The organism is Cupriavidus sp. SHE, from assembly GCF_000812445.1.
Taxonomy (GTDB): Bacteria; Pseudomonadota; Gammaproteobacteria; order Burkholderiales; family Burkholderiaceae; genus Cupriavidus; species Cupriavidus metallidurans.
Map to the genome: position 1 here is coordinate 21,144 of NZ_JWMB01000010.1, position 15,459 is coordinate 36,602.

Annotated in this window: 17 protein-coding genes; 12 read left to right on the plus strand and 5 right to left on the minus strand. The window is 63.6% G+C overall.

What is annotated here, in order from left to right; translation table 11 throughout:
* Window positions 1–4: 4 nt before the first annotated feature.
* From RN01_RS05250 to RN01_RS34995, 4 genes are all read right to left on the minus strand, one after another.
* Window positions 5–499: a hypothetical protein gene (locus RN01_RS05250; protein WP_152415025.1), complete on the minus strand. Its 495-nt coding sequence runs from the start codon at window positions 497–499 to the stop codon at window positions 5–7.
* Between the two features lie 190 nt (window positions 500–689).
* Window positions 690–1,175: a hypothetical protein gene (locus RN01_RS05255; RefSeq protein ID WP_008648221.1), complete on the minus strand. Its 486-nt coding sequence runs from the start codon at window positions 1,173–1,175 to the stop codon at window positions 690–692.
* Window positions 1,176–1,359: 184 nt separating this feature from the next.
* Window positions 1,360–1,749 (minus strand): DUF2513 domain-containing protein, encoded by a 390-nt coding sequence (locus tag RN01_RS05260; RefSeq protein WP_008648220.1) that lies wholly within the window; start codon window positions 1,747–1,749, stop codon window positions 1,360–1,362.
* A gap of 172 nt (window positions 1,750–1,921) precedes the next feature.
* Window positions 1,922–2,398 carry a hypothetical protein gene (locus tag RN01_RS34995; RefSeq protein WP_008648219.1) on the minus strand — a complete coding sequence of 159 codons (477 nt, stop codon included), beginning with the start codon at window positions 2,396–2,398 and terminating at the stop codon, window positions 1,922–1,924.
* A gap of 1,169 nt (window positions 2,399–3,567) precedes the next feature.
* Here RN01_RS34995 and RN01_RS32830 point away from each other — a divergent pair.
* The 12 genes from RN01_RS32830 (at window position 3,568) to RN01_RS34520 (ending at window position 14,337) form a co-directional block, all read left to right on the plus strand.
* Window positions 3,568–3,900: a DUF2933 domain-containing protein gene (locus tag RN01_RS32830; protein WP_080709893.1), complete on the plus strand. Its 333-nt coding sequence runs from the start codon at window positions 3,568–3,570 to the stop codon at window positions 3,898–3,900.
* Between the two features lie 19 nt (window positions 3,901–3,919).
* Complete coding sequence (locus RN01_RS05280; RefSeq protein WP_008648212.1) at window positions 3,920–4,222, plus strand: heavy-metal-associated domain-containing protein; 303 nt, start codon at window positions 3,920–3,922, stop codon at window positions 4,220–4,222.
* Window positions 4,223–4,231: 9 nt separating this feature from the next.
* Window positions 4,232–5,896, plus strand: coding sequence for a DUF3141 domain-containing protein (locus tag RN01_RS05285; RefSeq protein WP_029309005.1), 1,665 nt, complete (start codon window positions 4,232–4,234; stop codon window positions 5,894–5,896).
* A 184-nt stretch (window positions 5,897–6,080) separates the two neighbouring features.
* The gene (locus RN01_RS35050) at window positions 6,081–6,401 is read left to right on the plus strand and encodes a hypothetical protein (RefSeq protein WP_369799825.1); all 321 of its coding nucleotides are present in this window, start codon (window positions 6,081–6,083) and stop codon (window positions 6,399–6,401) included.
* On the plus strand, window positions 6,344–7,930 hold the full coding sequence (locus RN01_RS05290; RefSeq protein ID WP_008648208.1) for an oleate hydratase: 1,587 nt from the start codon (window positions 6,344–6,346) through the stop codon (window positions 7,928–7,930). The genes RN01_RS35050 and RN01_RS05290 overlap by 58 nt, the downstream gene beginning before the upstream one ends.
* 138 nt (window positions 7,931–8,068) lie before the next feature.
* Window positions 8,069–8,485: a hypothetical protein gene (locus tag RN01_RS05295; protein WP_008648206.1), complete on the plus strand. Its 417-nt coding sequence runs from the start codon at window positions 8,069–8,071 to the stop codon at window positions 8,483–8,485.
* Complete coding sequence (locus RN01_RS05300; protein WP_029309006.1) at window positions 8,485–9,822, plus strand: cyclopropane-fatty-acyl-phospholipid synthase family protein; 1,338 nt, start codon at window positions 8,485–8,487, stop codon at window positions 9,820–9,822. Before RN01_RS05295 ends, RN01_RS05300 begins: the two co-directional genes overlap by 1 nt.
* A 299-nt stretch (window positions 9,823–10,121) precedes the next feature.
* Complete coding sequence (locus RN01_RS05305; protein WP_008648203.1) at window positions 10,122–10,568, plus strand: FtsH-2 peptidase; 447 nt, start codon at window positions 10,122–10,124, stop codon at window positions 10,566–10,568.
* A 77-nt stretch (window positions 10,569–10,645) separates the two neighbouring features.
* Window positions 10,646–11,044 carry a hypothetical protein gene (locus RN01_RS05310; protein ID WP_008648201.1) on the plus strand — a complete coding sequence of 133 codons (399 nt, stop codon included), beginning with the start codon at window positions 10,646–10,648 and terminating at the stop codon, window positions 11,042–11,044.
* A gap of 106 nt (window positions 11,045–11,150) precedes the next feature.
* Window positions 11,151–13,580: a D-xylulose 5-phosphate/D-fructose 6-phosphate phosphoketolase gene (locus RN01_RS05315; protein ID WP_008648199.1), complete on the plus strand. Its 2,430-nt coding sequence runs from the start codon at window positions 11,151–11,153 to the stop codon at window positions 13,578–13,580.
* Window positions 13,581–13,611: 31 nt separating this feature from the next.
* Complete coding sequence (locus RN01_RS34515; RefSeq protein WP_231582258.1) at window positions 13,612–13,980, plus strand: hypothetical protein; 369 nt, start codon at window positions 13,612–13,614, stop codon at window positions 13,978–13,980.
* 45 nt (window positions 13,981–14,025) lie between these two features.
* Window positions 14,026–14,337 carry a hypothetical protein gene (locus RN01_RS34520; protein ID WP_231582259.1) on the plus strand — a complete coding sequence of 104 codons (312 nt, stop codon included), beginning with the start codon at window positions 14,026–14,028 and terminating at the stop codon, window positions 14,335–14,337.
* 64 nt (window positions 14,338–14,401) lie between these two features.
* Here the strand turns inward: RN01_RS34520 and RN01_RS05325 are convergent, their stop codons facing one another.
* Window positions 14,402–15,445 carry a type II glyceraldehyde-3-phosphate dehydrogenase gene (locus RN01_RS05325; RefSeq protein WP_029309008.1) on the minus strand — a complete coding sequence of 348 codons (1,044 nt, stop codon included), beginning with the start codon at window positions 15,443–15,445 and terminating at the stop codon, window positions 14,402–14,404.
* Window positions 15,446–15,459: the final 14 nt, after the last annotated feature.

Consider the following 15,459-nt stretch of genomic DNA (forward strand, 5'->3'; position numbering starts at 1 on the left):
TACGCTAGATGTTCTCACGTACGTGGAACCGCGAGAGATCCATCGCCACGTCGAATATGCCTCCAGCCTTGTACGATCGCTCCAGTACTCTCAGGTCTTCAAGTTTTCCGAGGAGGTCGCCATCCTTCCCTGCGATCGGTGGTGCTACCGAAAAGCCGAATCTCCGCCAAAAATCCGTCACTTCGCTCCGTCTGTCCGAAATCAAACCGGTAACGCGTGTCTCGCCGCTCGACGCTGGCATCCTCCGTAAGGCTTGGATAGCAACATTTACTACCAAGGTGCCATATCCTTGGTTGTGCCTGGTTTGCGACCCAGGGCCGGTACCCGTTAAGTCCGCGATGCGCGGAGAATTCACGAGCGCGATATCGAGAAGGACGCGAGGACTGAGAACTTCCGAGAACTCAATCCAAACTTCAAGTTGCCGAAACGCATAACTACGCAGTTCATGAATCCTGCGCATTAGCATGTCCATGACGAAGACACGGTCGAACGTTGTCACGTAAGTGGCCGCAAGTGCCTCGTCGCTAAGGCACGCAGTCACTTGCGATGGCTCCACCATTTGCCGCAATGAGTAGGTCTATACGCGAGGCACGGATACGATAGTCGATCACTCGCGCATTTTTTCGATCTATCACGCGCTGCAGGTCTTCAGGCCCTAAGGATGGAACAAAGCCCGCGCGCGACGGTTGTCATATGTCATCGATGCCGCCGGGTGTGTGATAGACCCAGACCGCCTCAAACTCAGTGGACTCCAAGCCGGCGGCGATCGACGCGCCATGGGACCAGGAGACATCAACCCCTCGCGTCCCCGTATCCAGCATCGACACAATCCGAAGCAATTCGTCCGCCACAGCCGGCCACCTTCGCTTTGGAATCGGTTCGGCAAATGCCCCGGCAAAGGCCGCAGTGACCCGGAGGCCCGGCTTGATGCCGATTAGCGATGCCATTCCCTTCGCCAGTTTGCAGATCTGTGCTTCCGCAGCATCACTATGCGCGCTTCGCTGATGCATCTGCACAGTCAGTTCCACGCCGTAGCAGAGTGTGTCGGTGGTAACAACGATATCCGGATTTTCCCCTTCATGATCGACCTCGCCCTCCGGCCACAGATCCGGACGAATCTGTTGGGCCCAAGAGAAGACGCGCAGTTCCTGATTATTTTTTTGGTGTTGCGACATCGTCTATCCCTCGCACATGGTTGTGATGTCGGGCGCCTTGTACCGAGCTCAAAAGTACGCTGGCGCTATTCCCCGCGTCACCAAGGGGCAATGGCGGTGACACTCTCAATACGCACTACGTGTGGGTAATTCCCCGGACCAAAAGGAAGCCCGCACGCTGGCGGGATTTGCAAGCGACGCCGCGCTACAGCGTGATGCCGGTTTTCTCTTCGATCTGCTTTTTCATGTAGCCCTTGGCCAGATCGACCAGAAGCTGGACCGTAAAGCCACCAGCGGCCATCGCGCCCGATTTCGTCTTTGTCCAAACGGCATTGTCCCGTACCGAGTCGGCGAAATCGTGGCCGGCCCAGCTGAGGCGTTCGAATCCGTAGCCATCCATGGAGCCAGCGCCCGCGTCTTCGACCAGGCCGGCCTCATAGATCAGGCGCATGTGGTAGTCGACCTCGTCGACAGTGTAGTTGTCGAACTTCAACTCGTCGTCGTCCGGCCCAATGATGAAGATGTCACCGCGCTTCATCGGCAGGCTTTCAAGCCGCAGCACCAGCTCGCGTACCAGGTCCATATCCCGCTTCATGCAGATCTCCTAGAAAATAACCTCGATCGCACCTCGAATCACATACGCCTCGTCACCGTCCACCGCGCAGGCGCGCATGTCCGACCAGATGAACCGCTTGGCGAACTGGGCCAGCGCCAGCGGCCTGGCGGTCGGCCAGCTGCAGCTGTACCTTCAACGGTGTCGTCCATGGTCATGCCGCCCGGCGAAATAGTCGGTGGTGTTTGTCATGTTCGACGCTGGCGACCTTGAGCTGCAGCAGAAAGCTATGTTCGTCTTCCTCCTCGCGCAGCGGCGTGCTGCGATTGCGCATGCTGTAGGTGAACGTCACGGTGCTGGCGCCATCCTGGTGGCTGTAGCCAAAGTGCCGGTGGTATGGCGCGATAATCGGCGCGCTGGGTGTCATGAATCGATCGCCGGCGAGCACGGCCGCGCCGGGATCTTCCTCGGCGATGGCCGCCTCGATGGTGGCGCGCATGGTGTCGAACAGATATCGGGCGGTGGCGGTCGGTTCCCAGCGGGCACGGCTGACCGGAAAGCCGCGCTCCTGCAGGTAGCGATCCATTGCCACGCGCGCCAGCGGTGTCAGGATGACCCTGGCTGGCTTGCCGCCTTTGCCCACCAGATGCAGCCAGTGATCGTCCGCGGCATCGACCTCGATATTGCGCAACGTGGCACAGGATTCCGCTCCGTATTCGCAATGGCTGGTGGTCGCCGGCTGCCGCCCCTAGTTGTGCGCTGCGACTTCCTCCGCTGGGTCAAAGGCCAAAGAAAACGGTGCGAAGTTAACAGCGACCTTTCACGCATATTACATTTCCTTACCTCCGTGCAAATTATTCCGTACCCCGTAGCCGAGTACGGAGTGCTTATTTGATTAACATCAAAGGACTGTGCTTAGTTCAGTTTTATTCTGAACCAACCAAACTACGCCTGACTCACGTCAACCATGCTCCGCAACCGTCGCCGACTTCGCCGCTGGGCCATCCAGGTGCTCCTGGTGTGGCTCTTCGGCATCGTGACGGGAATAGCGCATGCATGCGCGGTCCGAATAGCCGATGACCATCGCGGATCAGCCCATCGCCATCACGGAGCGATGGTTGCCGATCACTCGTCGCATTCGCACGGCCACGCCGTGCTCCCCGGCGAAGATACAGCCGGGAAAGCGAACTGCCTTGATTTCTGCGAAAAGGCCTCGTTGAGTGCGCAGCCGCTGAAGTTCAGGCTGGACCCGAGTGCGGAGGCTTCGGCGATGGCTCATTCTTCGAGTGCATCGCCTGACCTGATCGACTGGCCCGCCCGCACGTTCGCGCGATCGGGCGGTGTGTTTTACCAGCACCGAGGACCTCCGCTGCGCATTGCGCTCCAGCGGCTGGCTCTCTAGCCGCTCGTAGCCTCACTACGTCTGCGCCCCACCGCACGGGGCTTGAAGCATCTTGCGCCCTTGGTCCATGCGGGCTGGGATGAGGGCCGACGATGCTGCGTTTGCATCTCCTCTCTCTTCGTGGAGTCGTTGTCATGAGTACGCGTTCTCGTTGCCTTTTCTCACTTGCCCTCGCCGTCCCCTTGTTCACCAATGCAGTGATGGCTCAGACCGATCAGCCCCCCGCGGCTGCGGCCACTGTTCCAGTCGCAGCCTCAGAGGCCCCCGTACTGACGAAATGCAGTTCGACGGCTAAGCGCCACGACCACGGTGCTGAGCGCAACGTTTCGGCGGCTAAGCCTGTTCCCTGCTTGCCGGACAGCGCCGCCTCCGGCACCAAGACGGCACCCACCTCCGTGCACGACCACGGGAAATTCCACAAGAACCAGTAAGTCCCATCCTCACCAAGGAGCATCACCATGAACCTGCCATCCGACCCACGACAGAGCGGACGAAGTGGCTCGAACTGGTCACGCATCAACCAGTGGCTGCTGTGGATCGGCCTTGCCGCCGCCGTTGCCTGGATGTTCTATCGCCACAACGCTCATCTTCTGCAGTTGTTGCCCTTCCTCTTCATCCTCGCTTGCCCGTTGATGCACATCTTCGGTCATGGTGGTCACGGGGGACACGGCGGTCACGTCGGGCACGGCAACGCACCTCGGGGCGACGAAGGCGACTCACCCGAGCGCCGTTCAGACGAAGGCCGGAACAGATCAGCATCGAGCGGCGTCCAGTCCGGACACCACCACTGAGACTCACTGAAGGAACACCATGGAATCCATCGAACTCAAGGTCGCAGGCATGACCTGCGCTTCCTGCGCGAACTCGGTCAGCAAGGCGCTCAAGCGCGTACCTGGCGTGGAAGACGTGCATGTTGATCTCGCTCGCGGCACTGCGACTGTCACTGGCGACCAGGCGGCGCAGAACACGCCCGCGCTGATCGCTGCGTTGTCCGCCGCCGGCTACGAGGCAGTCGCCTCTTCGGCGCCGGCCAGCGCGTCCGGGCAGGCGTCCTGCCATGCCCCGGCTGGCGCCCGCCCGAAGGGACACGGCGGCGGCTGCTGCTGCCGCTGATTCTCAGCCATGAACACGACGACAGACTCGCAGCGAATCGCTGCACCAGTTGCGTTGTTCGCAGCTTACTGGAGCGACATGCTGTGGCGCGCCGTAGCGACCGGCGAGGCGCTGAGACAGCGGGCGAACAACATGACCGAACACGAAGCGGCGGGAATGCCTCCGCTGCTTCATTTCGAGTCAGAGCAGGTGGCCGACGGGCACGACATGCAACCGGCGAGTAACTACCGGCTCCTCCGCGTCACGCGCTGTGGCACCGACGCCTTGGAGAAGCATGTGCGCAAGGGATCGTTGCCGGTGCTCGTGGTCGACCCGCGCGCCGGCCACGGACCAGGCATCGGCGGATTCAAGCGTGATTCCGAAGTCGGCATGGCCCTGCTCGAAGGCCATCCCGTGTACTTCGTCGTGTTCGATCCCGAACCTGTCGAGGGACAGACGATGGGGGCGGTCGTGCAGACGCTGGCCGCGTTCATCGACATCGTGGCCAAGCGCCACGGAGGCAAGGCCCCGATCGTCTACGGCAACTGTCAAGGCGGTTGGGCGATCACGTTGGCGCTGTCGCATTGCGAGCACCGTGCAGCGCTGGCGGTGCTGAACGGATCGCCGTTGTCATACTGGGCCGGCGAGAGGGGCGTCAATCCGATGCGACTGCTTGGAGGGTTTACGGGCGGCATATGGCCGGCGCACTGGGTTTCGGACCTCGGCGCCGGGCGCTTCGACGGCGCCTGGCTGGTCCAGAACTTCGAGGCGCTGCGGCCCGAGGGTGTATTCAAAAAGTACGACACGCTGTTCGCGCAGCCGGAGGCCGAGAGCGATCGCTTCCTGGAGTTCGAGCGCTGGTGGAACGGCTTCTACCAGTTGGCGCGTGAGGAGATGCTGTCGATTGCCGGCGATCTGTTCGTCGGCAACCATCTGGAGGGTGGCGAGATCGTTGTCGACGATCACTGCCGAGCTGACTTGAGCCGCGTTGGCGCGCCGCTGATGCTTTTCTGCTCGAACGGCGACAACATCACGCCGCCGCACCAGGCGCTTGGCTGGCTCAAGGCTGTGTATCCGACAACTGCAGACCTCGTGGCCGCGGGCCAGCGCGTCGTCTACCTGCTGCACCAGCACGTGGGCCACCTCGGGATCTTCGTCTCCACCGGGGTGGCGCGACGGGAACACCGTGCCATCCTGCACCACGCTGAATCGATCCAGGCACTCGAACCCGGACTTTACGAGATGATTCTGGATGATAGCGCTTTCGCCGAGGTTGCCGCCGGTGCCCGCTTTGAGCCGCGGCGGCTGGAAGACCTGCCCTTCGATGCCAACCCAGCCGGATTCGACAAGGTCAAGGCGATTTCGGAAGCCACCGAACGCCTCTATGCGCAATGGGTGTCACCCTGGGTCCGTCTCGCGGTTACGCCCGAATCGGCCCGCGAACTGCGGGCGCTGCACCCCATGCGCGTCAGCCGCAAGGTCTGGTCCGAGCAGGTGACGCCTGCTCTCGCACTGCTGCCTTGGATGCAGCGATGGCTTGAGCAATGCGGTGCACAGGACCCCCATCGGCATGTCAATCCTTGGTACCAGTTGGAGCGTACCGGTGCAGACGCGGTTGAACAAGCGATGGAGTCGTGGCGCAAGAGCCGTGATCTGTGGGCTGAGCTTGTGTTCGAGCAGACCTATGCAAGCTGAACGACCGTCCTAGGAGATGTAATGAATGCCTCCCTTCCTACGGGGACAACAAGCCCTGGAGCGCGAGATGAATAGCGTGCCCATGTGGGAGGTTGGCTTGTCCGCAAGACAAGGTGGCCCCCCCCTAATGGAATACGGCATCAATGTGCCCAGGGCGTGATAGACCGGGGTCTTCACAAACACCATCGGGCGTCCGAGATTTGTCCACGGTCGATCCGTCGATACCTCGATAGGGATGACGGCTCCGGAAGGTCTTGTGATGGGCACGCGCGGTGGCGACCTCGACCCCAGCGTTCCAGGCTTTGTCGCGCACACCCTGGGCTTGCCATTGTCGAAGGAACGGCAACAGCCGTTCCTCGCAAGCCTGGGCGGAGCAAATCCCGCCAGGCGCGTGACGAACGTTCGACCAGTTTCTACACCATCGAGACCTCACAAGGCGACCAACTCATGCAGAACAACGAAGAACGTCAGGCGTACATTGTTGGCGCGGGCATCGGGTCGCTGAGCGCCGCCGTGCTGCTCATCCGCGATGGCGGCTTTCGAGGCTGCAACATCCGCATCATCGAGGAACTGCATCTCACGGGCGGCGCTCTTGACGGATCGGGCGACCCAGTGAAGGGGTACGTTTCCCGTGGCGGACGGATGCTGACGGAGGAGACCTATGTATGTCTCTGGAACGTGCTGGACGGCGTGCCGACACTGCAAGACCCCGGCACATCCGTCAAGCAACAGGTCTGGGCGTTCAACGACGAATGGCGATCGAACGCGAAGGCACGTTTGATTGATCGCGAACGGCGCATCCTTGACGCCAGCGACCTGGGCTTCAGTCTGCAGGATCGGCTGGAGTTGATGCGATTGGTCGCTACGCCAGAGCGCCTGTTGCACACGGCGCGCATCGAAGATTGCTTCTCGCCTCACTTCTTCGAAACGAACTTCTGGGCGATGTGGCGCACCACTTTTGCGTTCCAGAACTGGCACAGCGCGGTCGAGCTCAAGCGCTACCTGCTTCGCTTCCTACAAGAGTTTCCGCGCATTCACACCCTGGCGGGTGTACGACGCACTCCGCTCAATCAGTACGACGCCGTCGTGCGTCCGATGGAGCAGTGGCTTCGCGAGCGCGGTGTGGTCTTCGAGCTGAACACCAAGGTGGTCGATGCCGACTTTGTTGAGCAGGGAGCGGAGCGTCGTGTCGAGGCATTGCACGCGATGCGGCATGGCGAGCCTGTCACCTATCGACTCGGCGCTGCCGACCTGGCGTTGATCACGATCGGGTCGATGACGGCTGATGCAACCTATGGCGACGATGACCACGCGCCCTCTCTAGTTCGAGACAAGCGCGATGGTGCGTGGACGTTGTGGGAGTCCATGGCCCGCAAGACACGCGGTCTCGGCCGCCCCAACGCCTTCTGCGGCAACGTCGATGAGACCAAGTGGGAGTCGTTCACGCTGACGATGCGCAGCCCCGCGCTCGTGCATCGCATCGAGGAGTTCACCGGCAACGCGCCGGGCACCGGCGGATTGATGACTTTCAAGGACTCCCGTTGGCTGATGTCCATCGTCGTGCCACATCAACCGCACTTCGCCGGCCAACCCGAGGACGTCTATACCCTCTGGGGCTACGGACTGTTCATCGACAACAAGGGCGACTATATCGACAAGAGCATGGCGCAGGCCACAGGCCGCGAGATTCTGCGCGAGCTGATGCACCACCTGCGTTTCGATGACATCCGAGAGGAGGTGCTCCGAACCACCACGACCATCCCCGTCATGATGCCGTACATCACCAGCGAGTTCGAGCGCCGCGAGGCATCGGATCGTCCCTTGGTGATCCCCGGTGGGGCAACCAACTTCGCACTCCTCGGGCAGTACGTCGAGATTCCGGAGGATGTGGTTTTCACCGTCGAATACTCGGTGCGCGGCGCGATGCACGCGGTCTATGGGTTGCTCGGACTGAACAACGAGATTCCTCCGATCTACCGCGGCATATCCGATCCGGTAGCAGCGTTGGCCGGCCTCAGGACGTTGGCGGGTTGAGGTCGGAGATAAGGTCGTCGATCGGAAACGCGGCATGAACCACAGCCCCGAAAGTGCTGACAGGCCATGGCGTCCCAGAGGCGTCGCCGTCTGCGGCCAACGTCTCGGCGACCGTGTTGGCGGCAAAGGCGCGTGCCGATGACGTTCGTGCCGACCACCGCTTCTTCTGGCGCCAGCGATCTCAAGACTGAGGATGCTGCGAGCGGCGCTGCCGTGGAAGAGGTGATCGCCCTGGTCCGATCATGGACCCGCGTGTGTCCGACGCCGGTTGGGTGGGACACGGAGCGCGTCGTCGATCACCATGGCCTGGATCGCATCCCCGGGTATCGGACGACACCGAACGTTGCGGCGATCGTCGCGGCAGGGGAGCTGCCCCACTTACCTTGGCATGTCGACGCCAGCGCCACTCATCTGGTGGCATCGGCCAGCGCGCAGCGCCTCGCGGCATTGATGGACGATCTGCGAAGCACGCCACTGATCGCCATCGGCGACGAGCAGCCAGCGCCCTTCACATCGCAGCTTCCGCTGCATACGAGCGACCGAGGCGCCAACTGATGAACCACTCCACAACACCTCAGCCATCCCCATCACCAGACACGCATGCCGCTGTGCTGCGGATTCTGCGCCGGTTGCTGGCTGGCATCGAGCGTCAGCCGGCGTTGCGCCTGGGCGATGTGCTCCTGCACGAGTTCGAGTCGCATCCGGAGTACACGCTGGTCATCCGCGACCCGGGCCTGCTGCGACGCCTCGTGCTGCGACCGGATCCGCTGCTGTTGGCGGAGGCCTACTTCCGCGGCACTATCGACATCGAAGGGGACCTGTACAGCGCGCTCGGGCTCAAGACCCACTTCGAGCAGTTTTCGCTCTCCTGGCGCGACAAGCTGGCCCTGCTGCGCGACGCTCTGATGCTGCGCGTGTCGGAACAGGAGGGGTTGAAGCCTTCGCGCGGCCTGGCTTCGCGGGTCGCCCGACGCTTCTCCCACCGCCATTCTCGCCAGACCGATCGGGCAGCGATTTCGTTCCACTACGATGTCTCCAACGCGTTCTATGGCCTCTGGCTCGATGCCGAGAGGGTCTACTCCTGCGCCTACTTCGAGAGCCCGGACGACACGCTGGACCAAGCACAGCGCAACAAGCTGGAGCACATCTGCCGCAAGCTTCGTCTGCGGCCCGGCGAACGTCTGCTCGACATCGGCTGCGGCTGGGGCGCGCTCGTGTGCTGGGCGGCACGAGAGCACGGCGTCCGAGCCCACGGCATCACCCTCAGCCAGCAGCAGCTCGAATACGCGCGTGAGCGCATCCGATCAGAAGGCTTGCAAGACCTTGTCACGGTTGAACTGTGCGACTACCGGGACCTCGATGGCACGGCCGTCTATGACAAGGTGTCCAGCGTCGGCATGTTCGAGCACGTGGGCCTCGCCAATCTGCCGGCCTATTACGCAGCGGTGCAGCGGGTCTTGCGGCCGGGCGGGCTCTTCCTCAACCATGGGATCACGCATGATGAAGAGGGCTGGAACAGAACTGTCTCGACCGAGTTCATCAACCGGTATGTATTCCCTGACGGCGAATTGGACTGCGTCAGCAACATCCAGCTCGGAATGGAGCGTGCCAGCTTCGAAATTCATGACGTCGAAGGCCTGCGGCCCCACTACGCGCTGACGTTGCGGCATTGGGTTCAGCGACTCGAAGCGAGCCGAGAGGATGCCTTGCGAGAGGTCGATGAGGTGACCTTCCGCATCTGGCGTCTGTACATGGCGGCTTGTGCACTAGAGTTCGAGGCGGGCGGCACAGGCATCTACCAGATCGTCGCATCCAAACGAGACGGCGGAAGCTGGCCCGTGCCCTTGACGCGCCGCGATCTCTACAGGAGGACCAACCATGAACGCCAGTGACGGTGCCGCGGGTGCGCGAGAGATGAGCCGGCCCGCTGGCCGGTGTATTGGCAGTCGTGCGCACTGCCCCCAAACTGGTCGCGCAGTTGGACGCCGCCAAGGTGCGCTATGGCAGTGTGCGCGAAAGCAAATGGCTAGGTGCCCTGCTCCGGCGCAGGTGTCCTTTGGCACATGGTGGCTGCTTATGGAAGTGGTCGAATTCCTCAAGAACCCGGACCGCTACAAGCGCTTGGGCGGCAAGATTCCCAAGGGGGTGCTAATAGTCGGCGGGCCGGACCGAACTGCTCGACGGGCGGGACGTGCTGCTGGGCGGGCGTGTAGCCGAGCAGCTGGTGTTCGAGGATGTCTCAACCGGCGCAGGGAACAACCTGCAGCTCGCCACTGACCTGAGACTTCACATGGTGACGCACTACGGCATGAGCGAGGCGTTCGAGCTGGCAACCTACGAGGCACGCCTCGCCCCGCTGTACCTCAACGGTCCGACGCTGCCCGAGCCTTGCACCTTCAGCGAACGCACAGCGGATGCCATCGGCGGCGAGGTGCGCCGTCTACTCGAGGAATCGCGTGAGCGCGTGACGCAAACGTTGAGAACGCACCGCGAAACGCTTGAGTCGTTGGCCACGCTGCTGCTGGAGAAGGAGGTGGTCGACCGAGCGATGCTGGATGGTTTGCTGGCGTCGGCCCCACCTGCAGGTCAGCTTCGCGTGGCCGCGGTGGCGCTGCCGCCGCAGGACGGTGCGCCGTGAGCCGCCGACAAGTTCATCGGGATGCCCGCCGACCCAGCGCCGTGGCGCCTCTGCGTCCGCAGGCGCCGCGCACCTCCATGTGGCTGGTCATGGCATGCGGCGTCTGGCTCGTCGGACTGGGCGCCTACTTCGTGTTTCTGCGGCCCGCGCTGCTGCCCGAGGACCCGCGCTTCATCGGTGTGACGTTGGAGCGGCTGCGCGAAGTGGCACCCGGTCTGGAGGCATGGCTACGGGTCGTGTTCACGGTGATGGGCGGCTTCATGGCCGGCGCGGGCGTGCTGACCGTCCACCTGGCGCGCACTGCCGTGCGCGACCGGCAAAGTGGTACTGGCTGGGCCGTCGCTCTCGCAGGGTTTGCGACGGTCGGGCTGATGAGTGCGATGAACTTCGTCCTCCAGTCGGACTTCCGCTGGGTGCTGTTGCTGCCTGCTCTGCTGTGGGCCGTTGCCGTGGTGCTGTACGCGAGGCAGGCCTGAGGCGCCCAGCGCCATGCCATTCGTTTCTGCGTTGGCGATCCGAGACGCCGGCGTTCCCAACCCCATCGACGCTCGTCATTCCGAGCCGGTTTCAAGGACCTTCAACATGAATCACAACCTTCCCTGGGTCGCCGAGCGCGTTCGACTGTTTCGCGAGTCCGATCCCAAGTTCGCGCGCTGGGCGCGCGGGCATGGCCCCATCGCCCACAACGACCTCACGCAACTGCGAGTCCACGATCTCGCACAGATGCTGGTGGCCGAAGGCAAGGCAAGCGACACAGCCGCGGTCTACCGCACGCTGTGGGCTGCAGACCGCCTGGCTGTGGCCAGTATGTGGCTCACGGTTCACATGACCTATGCCGATCGAGTCTATCCCGACGGTCGGGACATGGCGGCCGAGGACTTCAAGGAGACGCCTGAAGGCCACACCGGCGGTTCACTGAACATCGTGCCAGCCTATGTCGGCTACCTTGCCGCGAACGCACTGAGCGGTCTGACACGCGGCTGGCTGATGGGCCAAGGCCATTGCGTCGCGGGCGTCGATGCCTGCAACCTGCTGGTGGGCAACATGACGCCGCGCCACGCCGAGCGGTACGACCGCAGCGAGAACGGCCTTACACGCTTCGCTCGGGACTTCTACAGTTACGCGATCGACGCACAGGGGCATCCTGCCTCGCCGCTGGGCAGCCACGTCGGCCCGAACACTGCAGGCGGCATGTCCGAGGGGGGCTATCTCGGCTTTGCCGAACTGCAGTACGTGCACATGCCCTTGCCCGGCGAGCGGCTGGTGGTATTCCTCAGCGACGGCGCATTCGAGGAGCAGCGCGGCAGCGACTGGGCGCCGCGCTGGTGGCGTGCAGAGGACAGCGGATTCGTGGCTCCGTTCATGATCCTCAATGGTCGCCGCATCGAACAGCGCAGCACCATGCAGCAGCAGGGCGGCCGAGAATGGTTCCACCAGCATCTGCGGCTGAATGGCTTTGACCCGATGGAGATCGACGGTACCGACCCCGCCGCATTTGCCTGGGCCGTCCACGCGATGGAGGAACGGCTGGCGGCCTGCGCGAAGGGGGTTTCGCATGGTACCTTCCAGTACCCGGTACCGCTTCACTACACCATCGCCGAAGCGCCCAAAGGATTCGGCTTCCCCGGTGCCGGAACCAACGCCGCGCACAACCTGCCGCTGGCGGGCAATCCCCGTGTCGACCTCACTGCCCGGCAACAGTTCAACGAGGGCGCGCGCGCTTTGTTCGTGCCGCCGGTCGAACTCGACGAAGCGGTGGGCCTGCTCTGCCGGCATGAGGTGCAGCGTCGTCCCCTTGAGCGGGACCATCCCCTAGCACATCGCCAGGTCGCAGCGCCGAGGCTCCCGGAGCCGCAATGGCACGCCGCGGACCACGGCAATGTCTCGCCGATGGATGCGCTCGACGGAACCTTCGCGGCCATCATCCAGGCCAATCCCCAACTGCGTCCGCGGGTCGGCAATCCGGACGAGCTACGCAGCAACCGCATGGGCCAGACCTTGGACCTGCTCAAGCACCGCGTCTTCACGCCCGAACCGGGATTGGCTGAAGCCGTCGATGGCGCCGTGATCACGGCCCTCAACGAAGAGGCGGTGGTTAGCGCGGCGCTGGGCAACAAGGGCGGTATCAACCTCGTTGTTTCTTACGAGGCATTTGCCGTCAAGATGCTGGGCGCGCTGCGACAGGAAATCCTGTTCGCTCGCCACCAGGCGGAGGCCGGCATGCCTCCAGGCTGGCTGTCGGTGGTGACGGTGGCGACATCCCACACCTGGGAGAACGGCAAGAACGAGCAGTCCCATCAGGATCCGACACTGGCCGAAGCGATGTTGGGCGAGATGTCCGACACCGCACGTGTGTTGTTCCCGGTCGATGCAAACAGTGCCATCGCGGCGCTGCGAGCTGCCTACGCTTCGCATGGCCAGTTCTGGACACTGGTCGTTCCCAAACGGCCCGTCGCCAGCCAACTGAGCGGCGAGCAGGCCCAGCGTCTGGCCGATGAGGGTGCATGCGTGGTGAAGCCCTGCGACGCACCCGATGTGTTGCTAGTCGCCATTGGTGCGTACCAGCTACAGCAGGCGCTGCTTGCGGCGCGGCGCCTGGACAATGCCGGGCATCGGACGGCAGTCACCTGCGTCATCGAGCCGGGCCGCTTCCGGCTACCACGCGACGAGCGCGAGCGGGCTTTCGTGGCGGGCGACGCGGCATTGCGCTCGCTGTTCCCGGACACCGCTGCGATGCGCGTCATCGTCTCGCACATGCGGCCGGAGCCGACGCTGGGCCTGTTGCGCCGCATCGATACCGGGCCTCGGCAGACCCGCGCACTGGGCTATCAGGCGCGCGGTGGGACGCTTGACGTTGCCGGCATGCTGTTCGCGAACCGCTGCACATGGGCGCACGTCGCGGCCGAGGCCGCGCAGGCGCTTGGCGTGGATCCGGCGCGCGTATTGACCGCCGAGGAGTTGGCCACCGTGGGGGGGCATGGCGATCCGCGCGTGGTGATGATCCCGGCCTGAATCGCCCTGTTCGGCCCAAAGGGTCTTCTCGATGCGCGAAAGCGGCCTTCGCCTCAATGTCCAGCACCGCAACGCGTTATCGAACGATATGGGGGCGCTGGCCGGACTGATATTCAACATCGGCTCGGGCCGGTACGCGGAGCCGCCGCGCGGTGATGATGCGGCGGCCGTCCAGGGCTGGGAGGCCGATCTCGAAAAGGTGCGCGAGGAATCGACGGCCGCCCACAAGCGCTGGGCAGCGGAACGCGAGAGCGACGCGACCCACACGGAAATCCAGGGATGGCTGCGCGACCTGGGTAAGTCGCTCGGCGACGGTGTCTGGATTGCGTCCAACGATCAGGGGCGCAGTTATCGGGGAGGACGCCTCGGCGACGGCTGCCTGATACAGCTTCCCGCGTAGGCCCGGTCCGGTCTGGACTCTGTTCGCCTGATCGACGTCATTCGGGTGGAGGCCGACGGCTCGAAGATCGCCGCTGCCTTCGAGGTCAAGCACTCGACCTCGATCTATTCCGGCATCGTGCGCATGCTCGACCTGGCCTTGTGGACGGAGCTGGGAGCGGGTGTATTGATGTTCCTGGTGGCGCCGGACGCGCGCCGCGAGGATGTCCTCAGCCAGTTGCGTCGGCCAGCATTTGCGCGGGTGGCGGAGCTGGGAACCCGCTACCTCCCCTGCACCGAGCTTGGCGCGCATCGCGATGCAATCGGAAGGTTCGGCTCGGGCCTGAAACCGTTGAACGAGATCTCGCATCTGCTGTGATGGGCGATCGTCGAGGCACGATCGGCACCAGCGGTTGCGCGTACCGTCCACGCGTCGATCGAGCCTAGTCGCAATCGCGGATGAAGTCGTGCCGTAAGCCGAGCGCGGCGTCGGTTCGGACGATCGACGCTGACGGATCGGACTCGACGCCGCTTAGCGCGCGGATCGCGTCGATGGTTTCGGGAATCACGATCGCCTGGTTGAAGACCTGGTAGGTGTAGTAGGCCTGGTCTCCATCGACTGCAAGGCCGTCCTCCCACAGGGCGACTTCCCACATGTCGCCGCGAGGGCGGCCAAGATCAGCCATCAGTTCCACCGTGCTGTTGAGTGCCACGAGGCCATCCGAGGAACGCACGAACGCGATCCGTGGCGCTGCGCGAAAGGCGGCCAGCACCTCGTCGCGCGTTGCCGGCCTCGTCAGTTCGACCCACCAGGTGTGCAGGTGGCTGCTGTTGTGCGCAGCCTTGACCGCGATCGTCACCACATCCAGGTCCGGGATCACGGTGCGCGCGTCCGGTCCCTGGTGGCTGGGGATCGTCTTCTCAGGCACAAGCGTGTTGATGATGCCCTCGGAATGCGCCTCCCAGGGGTCGGATGCCCGCCGGATCAACGTCCCGCGCGCACGCTTTAGCAGGCCGGCCATCCTCAGCGCACCCAGCGTGCGCACGATCGAGGTGGTGTTGCACGAGACCACGCGGGTGGAAGTTCGGCCGATGGCCGACGCATAGTTCGCCTGAGCAACGAACGAGTGCCCCGTCAGCGCATGGGACTCGCCGCCATGGAAGACGGACTTCACGCTCGCGGCGTCGTACAGCGCCTTGTTGACCGCAGCGACTTTCTTGGGCGTGCAGTCGACCACGACGTCGGCCTTCGCGAGCAGCTCGGCCAGATTGCCCGCCACCGGGATGCCGGCAGAGCGCATCGCTTCTTCGGCGTCGGGGGTTGCAGCGTGAATCGCGAAGCCGCGCCGCGCGGCGACCTGCAGGCGATAGTCATGCACTACGTCGGCGATGCCGGCAAGCGCCATGTCCTCCTGCAGAGCGACCGCGTCTGCCACCCGCTTGCCGATGACGCCGTAACCGTTCACCGCCACTCGGACTTTGTTCATTCCCTGCTCCTGTC